Below are 5955 nucleotides of genomic sequence, written 5' to 3'. Positions count from 1 at the left end.
GTATGATAATTGGTAGGAGACATTTTTAATATAATGTAAAACGGTATTGTTTAAGTGCGCTTAATATGCATTTAAGTTAGGGTAACGTTTTTGATATAAGATATATTATATCACTTGTACAATAAAATATATTCTTATGCGGGGTTAAAATTCTGCTATCGCGCGAAAATAATAGCGTTAAGGAAAGGGTAAAATAACCTGATTCATTCCCATTGGGGCTACGACATCAGCATGATTTTGCGACAACAAAAAAATTACGGGGAGAATGAATAAAAAGCGTCAGTCGGGCGTTTACTGACGTCACTTCCTACTTACCCTGGAGCTTTATATGAACACGTCCTCGTTCCGTTTGATCCCGATGCTGATTTTTTCCCTGCTGTCCCCCCTGGCGCTGGCAATGGGCAATAATAGTACCGAGAGCAAAACGCCCGATTGTCCTTCCGGACAGGTGTATGACAGCGCCACCCAGAAATGCGTGCCGGACAAGAGCAGCAGCCTCAGCGACCAGGACAAAACCAACTATGCGTACCATCTCGCGAAGAAAGGCGAGTACCAGGCGGCGCTCAACCTGCTTGATTCGCTGAAAAATGGCAATACGGCTGAAGCGTGGAACTATCGCGGGTTCGCCACGCGCAAGCTTGGCCGCACGGACGAAGGGATTGGTTACTACCAGCGCGCGCTGGCTATCGCACCGGATTATGCCAAAGCCCGGGAATATCTCGGTGAAGCGTGGATGGTAAAAGGACGTCCTGACCTCGCGAAAGAACAGCTGAAGGTGATTGCCGGTATTTGTGGCCAGTCCTGCGAGGAGTACCGTGACCTGCAGGCCGCTATCAACGGACATCCGGAATCCTGATTTTCTCGTGGAGGGAAAAGACATCGCTACCAGTGAGGTTCGTCAACAGTTAGCCGCACACCTGCCGCGTCTCTGGCGCTATGGGCTGGTGCTGTCGCGAAACAGGGATATCGCCGAAGAGCTGGTTCAGTCCACCTGCGTGCGTGCACTTGAACGGAGCAGCCAGTATACGCCGGGCACGCGCATCGACAGGTGGCTGTTCTCGATACTTCACTCTATCTGGATCTCTGAGCTTCGGGCCCGACACGTGCGTCAGGGGCAGGGATTTGTGGCCAGCGACGAGCTTCTGGCGCCGGATACCCGCGAACAGGATGAGACGCGCCTGCATTACATGAAGGTGATGCAGCGCGTTAACGCGCTGCCTGAAGCCCAGCGCAACGCGGTATTTTTGGTTTATGTCGAAGGCTTTACCTACCAGGAGGCGGCGGAGACCCTGGCGGTGCCTATCGGTACCGTAATGAGCCGGCTGGCGACGGCGCGGGCTCGGCTTGCCAGGTCCGCTGACGCACTGCCTCCGGTAAAGGAGAAACGCTCTTGAACTCGCACCGTTTTGCACCGCCCTATAACGACGACGCTATCGTGGCATGGATAGATGGCGAGATGTGCCGCGCCGACGCGCAGCAATTTGAAGAACAGTTGAAAAGGGACGAACGCCTCTCCGGGCGAACCGCCGAACTGATGAAAAGCAGCCAGGATTTCGCCGGGGCGTTTGCCCCCCTGCTGGATGAGGCACCTCTGGAGACAATGCAGGCGCGTCTGGCGGCGCTTCCCGATCCACAATCCTCCACGCCGGCTGGCGTCAGCAGGCGGGCGCTGATTGCCGCATCGGTCAGCTTTTTGATGGTCGGATCCGGGCTGGGCTATCTGCTTCGGCCCGCTTCCGCGCCAGCGGATGAGAATGCCCATATTCGCGACCTCGAAGCGCAATATATGTCCCTGTACAGCGTCGAGACGCTGCTGGATATGGACAGCGCAACGCCGGTCCTGCTGCGCGGGCTGGAACGGGCCGCGCAGGACATCGGCATCAAGCTGCGCATGTCGCAGCTTGTCCTGCAGGGAGCAGAGCTGAAAATGGTGCGAATGCTGCGCTATGAAACCACCTCGATCGCGCAGATTGCCTGGATCAACGCCGACTACGGCCCGATGGCGCTCTGTATCTCTCCTGTAGATGAGAAGACGATGGCCGCTCTGCGCCAGGAGCAGCGGCACGGCATGAACCTGGCGTGGTGGCAGGAGGCGGGCTACCAGTTTGTCCTGATTGGCCGCAACCCGCCGTCTCACCTGCGGGGAAACGCGGAGCAGCTACAGCGGCTCATCTCAGGATGACGGCACGTCGTTTGTCTTAATCGCAATCGCGATGGCAATACGATCGTCCACGACCAGCGCAAACTTATCCATCCCGTAGGACGCGCGCGAGATCGCCGTCGTGGCAACCAGCGTGAGGGCCTGCGTGTGTGGGTCTTTCACGACGGCCTCCAGGATCACCGGGCGGGCAATGTTACGTACGGTTAGCGTGCCGAACACCCTGAACCGCCCGTTGCCCTGGGCGACCACGCGAGAGCTGATGAACTCGATAGTCGGGTAGCGCTCGGATTCAAAAAACATGTCGCTTTTCAGCTGCCAGGTGAGCAGCTTGTTTGAGGCTACGAGAGTCGCTACGGGAATGGTGACGTGAATATGGTCGTCGACGTCATTTTCCGGGTTGAGCGTCACGGCGCCCGTCACGCCGCTGAACGTCGCCCAGGAGAGGATACCGCCGAAGGCGCGCCACGATAGCCGAATATCGGTGTTATCGGTGTCGATAATGTAGCTCTTCGGGGCAGCCATCGCCCACGGACAAACCAAAACAAGCACTATTACCAGGCGTCGCAGCATCTCAGGATCTCTTTTAGGGGGGCAGGGAGTAAACGCGTCACCCCCGGGATCTATTCGGCTTTTATGCGTCAGGCTGTTTTAACGATATCCACCGAGATTTCGACGGCGGTAACCGGGCCCCGGTTTTCCATCCAGTGGACCGTATTATGGTCTTCCGGCCAGCCGACGCCGGGACCGTAATCGGTGGCGATACCGTTACGATGATCGGTGATGGTCCCCTCAAGGATAAAAACAGTACCGGGGCGATCGATATGATCGTGCACCGGACCAAAGACCGCGCCGGGGGCGAGCGTCACCCTGCGCATGCGAAGCCGACGCCCGTCCATGCCTGCGATCTCCGGGCCCAAATCGACAATGGAGAGTATTTCAACGGTAACGCCCTGGGTTTCTGGTGCGGTGTCTTTGTGGCTCATGACGGTGCCCTCCTGAGACAAGTTTAGCCTTCAGGGAGCAGGGCGGGAGGGAATAAAAAAGGCCGCTTGCGCGGCCTTTCGAAGGAATTACTCAGTGACTTTCTTTTCCAGCTCGCTGGCACCTTCTTTGGTTTTGTTCCAGCCTTTCTCAGCGCCTTCTTTGGTGGCATCCCACCCTTTCTCGGTGCCTTCTTTGGTTTTATGCCAGGCTTTCTGGGAATCTTCGCTGACCTTGCTGCCCAGGCTCTCGCTTTTACCTTCCGCAGCATGCTTCTGTTTCAGCTTCAGCTCTTCACCTTTGTTCTGCTCTTCGTGCAGTTTTTGCTTCGCCTCGTTGGCGTTTGCGTTCGCCGCAGCGACGGTATCGTCAGTTGCATGTGTGGTCGCAGCAAATACTGGGGAAGCCAGCAGAACGGCAGATAATGCGATAATTGTTTTTTTCATAATATCCTCATTTAACGTTATCGGTTATGAGCGTGATTTAGCATGGCACAGGCGAAGCGGGATGGCTTTAGGAAAAAACTGTAATGAGATCAATGTGCCCTGATGAGGGATATTTCGCCTGAGGATTATCCAAAGGATAAAACGCCTATTTCCGCGAGGGCTGCGAGGGTCAGGAGAATAAAGATAATGACGGTTATGGGTCTGTACATGATGGGGTTCCTTCCGGGTTGAGCGGCTATTCCGTAGCGCTGGGTGGTGTGGGTAATTTTGCACAGGAGAAGGGGGAAGGGGGTTGATGTTTGTCAAAGGGATGGATGGAACTGTTGGAATGGGGCGCAAAAAAGCCCGCAGGGCTTGCGCCGTGCGGGCTCTTAGGACTTCATCGGATGACTCTGGTAATCACCGATGGAGAATTTTGGGCTGGCGTCCCTGTGATTGGGTATTCAAACCATTGATTTTTATATTAATTTTTTATTTATATTCTATTGGTGGTTCTAAAAAGGAACCATAAATCTTAATGGTATGAGTTCTCACGATTAGCTGATTGGCAAATTGTATCAAAAGATAACAAATCCTCAGTTCAGCTACCAACTGGAGTTGAACTGCGTAAGCAGGATCTGCTTTCCACCGATTAGTGTATACGGTAGTTTTTAAGCATAACTGAATTGTACCCGTAGGGCAGTACCAGCATAGGTGGAGAATGGATTTTGAACAACTGGTCACTAGAGCATACAAAAGAAATCAAAGCTTGGCTTAACATAGATAACTATCGCAAGTTTGAAGATCTCTCATTGATACACTTCTATCACGAGTTATGGGCCCGGAATCTGTTCTTTAAGGAGTACCGGGAAGAGTTTGAGAGCAGAACTCTTATGGGTTACTTCTCAAAGATTTTCACCGGTAACCCTTTTTTGATTCCAGAAGGGCAACTTGGATACATGACTCCTGCCAACAAACTTTTTCAGCCCCCCCATTTTTTTCTAACAACTCTTGATCGCCTTGCTGAAACGAGCATTATTGCTATGCAACGCGGAGGTTTTGTTTGGCATGAAGGTAACAATTATTCTATAAACGCAGAGCTTCGAGAGGAATCACTTTCAGACATTATGCCAGATCAGTTTACACGAACAGTCATGATCGAGATTGATTTGGCAAGTGGCACAGACGAAGAGATTGCAGAGTCGCTTAAAGCTGCATTACCGCAATGGCGTAAAATTAAGGGTATTGATGAAAACCCATTGGAATCTGTTCGTTTTGGATACGGAACTATCAAGAAACTCATCAGTTATCGAGTAATACCTATGTTAGATATCTTGGTGTGGGCAGCCGTTAAAAAAATCCGTGTTTCTGACGACAGGTTATCCAGACTACTATATACAGATGATGACGAAGAAAGCGAAATGAGGCAGTCCAGCCAAATCAAAGATACCGACAGGCCTTTGGCCCTTAAATCCTGCACAACTGACTTTATACGACAATTCCTTTACTTCATGAACAAAAATAGCCATTTGAAGCAAATGAAAGTCTCAGATGTAATGAAACTATCGGATTGAAAAATGACACCCATAATTCTTAGGTGTATTGAAAAATATTTTCATTTCTGATGTGGATAATTTGTAAAAAGGTCGATGACATTCATTAAAATTATTTTACAATTGAGCTTTTTGACTATTGTTTGATGGTTTTTTTTTAAGTATATTGATTGTGCCTTGGGGTGAGATTTATATAAATAAAAATGAAATAACAGCGAATATATTAACTTGGAATGACGAATGAAATTTATATTCATTCTTGTCATTAACCAACTATTAGGATGACGGCATGTCTCTTTACTCATGTTAAGGTGATTATGATAATTTATCAAAAGCATCTTTTACAGGATGCTTTTCTTTGTATTTCCAATATAAATCCTTGCATTTTATTGTGAAACACATTAAGAAGTTAATGTATCTAAACATCACCAGGAAGGATAAAAAATGAGTGAGTCTCTTAAAATATTAAACAACATTCGTACACTTCGCGCTCGGTCTCGTGAGTTTTCTCTTGAAAATCTTGAAGAAATGCTGGAGAAACTGACTACGGTGGTTGAAGATCGTCGGCAAGAAGAAGTTACATTTCTGAAAGATAAGGAAGAACGACAGGCCAAGCTCGAAGCTTTTCGTCAGCAACTCCTTGAGGATGGCATTGATCCAGCAGAATTGCTTTCTGGTCTGAGTTCTTCTTCTAAGCCAAAATCCAGCCGTGAACCACGACCGGCTAAATACAAATTGACCTGCCCCCACGATTAGATACAACACTCAGTTAGTAACGTCGGAATCTTCATTCTCAGAATGACCCTTTCTCCAGCCCGCTGCAAATTCAGACGGT

The 5955-nt window shown here is 49.9% G+C and carries 7 protein-coding genes and 1 pseudogene; 5 read left to right on the top strand and 3 right to left on the bottom strand.

From position 1 onward, the window contains the following. Window positions 1–328: 328 nt before the first annotated feature. Genes ACMWLG_RS25180 through ACMWLG_RS25170 form a run of 3 tightly spaced genes read left to right on the top strand, consistent with a single transcriptional unit; the run spans window position 329 to window position 2182 of the window. A complete protein-coding gene (locus tag ACMWLG_RS25180; protein ID WP_045404673.1) occupies window positions 329–856 on the top strand; it encodes a tetratricopeptide repeat protein in 528 nt (175 codons plus the stop codon). A 7-nt stretch (window positions 857–863) separates the two neighbouring features. Beyond that, entirely contained in the window at window positions 864–1394 is a 531-nt protein-coding gene (locus tag ACMWLG_RS25175) for an RNA polymerase sigma factor (RefSeq protein WP_080262529.1), read from the top strand. Beyond that, complete coding sequence (locus ACMWLG_RS25170) at window positions 1391–2182, top strand: anti-sigma factor family protein (RefSeq protein WP_045404671.1); 792 nt, start codon at window positions 1391–1393, stop codon at window positions 2180–2182. The genes ACMWLG_RS25175 and ACMWLG_RS25170 overlap by 4 nt, the downstream gene beginning before the upstream one ends. Here ACMWLG_RS25170 and ACMWLG_RS25165 read toward each other — a convergent pair. The 3 genes from ACMWLG_RS25165 to ACMWLG_RS25155 all read right to left on the bottom strand — a co-directional run bounded on the left by ACMWLG_RS25165 (window position 2174) and on the right by ACMWLG_RS25155 (window position 3588). Then, on the bottom strand, window positions 2174–2731 hold the full coding sequence (locus ACMWLG_RS25165; protein WP_045404668.1) for a YceI family protein: 558 nt from the start codon (window positions 2729–2731) through the stop codon (window positions 2174–2176). The genes ACMWLG_RS25170 and ACMWLG_RS25165 overlap by 9 nt on opposite strands. Window positions 2732–2799: 68 nt before the next feature. Next, window positions 2800–3144, bottom strand: coding sequence for a cupin domain-containing protein (locus ACMWLG_RS25160; RefSeq protein ID WP_045404665.1), 345 nt, complete (start codon window positions 3142–3144; stop codon window positions 2800–2802). Between the two features lie 87 nt (window positions 3145–3231). Further along, complete coding sequence (locus ACMWLG_RS25155) at window positions 3232–3588, bottom strand: hypothetical protein (protein ID WP_023333137.1); 357 nt, start codon at window positions 3586–3588, stop codon at window positions 3232–3234. A gap of 707 nt (window positions 3589–4295) precedes the next feature. Here ACMWLG_RS25155 and ACMWLG_RS25150 point away from each other — a divergent pair. Then, window positions 4296–5141 (top strand): DUF6387 family protein, encoded by an 846-nt coding sequence (locus ACMWLG_RS25150; protein ID WP_001625719.1) that lies wholly within the window; start codon window positions 4296–4298, stop codon window positions 5139–5141. Window positions 5142–5564: 423 nt separating this feature from the next. Then, a pseudogene (locus ACMWLG_RS25145) lies at window positions 5565–5861 on the top strand (H-NS family nucleoid-associated regulatory protein); the annotation flags it as partial. Window positions 5862–5955 lie beyond the last annotated feature (94 nt).

This window comes from Enterobacter sp. 01-M-02-SI-ECC (assembly GCF_047530595.1).
Lineage (GTDB): Bacteria > Pseudomonadota > Gammaproteobacteria > Enterobacterales > Enterobacteriaceae > Enterobacter > Enterobacter cloacae_M.
Note: the sequence above shows the minus strand (reverse complement) of the source record. Positions and strands in the feature narration are given on the sequence as shown.

Bases quoted from the DNA above. Each gene is read 5' to 3' on its own strand.
- ACMWLG_RS25155 (WP_023333137.1), bottom strand. From the start codon at position 3,588: ATGAAAAAAACAATTATCGCATTATCTGCCGTTCTGCTGGCTTCCCCA.
- ACMWLG_RS25180 (WP_045404673.1), top strand. From the start codon at position 329: ATGAACACGTCCTCGTTCCGTTTGATCCCGATGCTGATTTTTTCCCTG.
- ACMWLG_RS25160 (WP_045404665.1), bottom strand. From the start codon at position 3,144: ATGAGCCACAAAGACACCGCACCAGAAACCCAGGGCGTTACCGTTGAA.
- ACMWLG_RS25165 (WP_045404668.1), bottom strand. From the start codon at position 2,731: ATGCTGCGACGCCTGGTAATAGTGCTTGTTTTGGTTTGTCCGTGGGCG.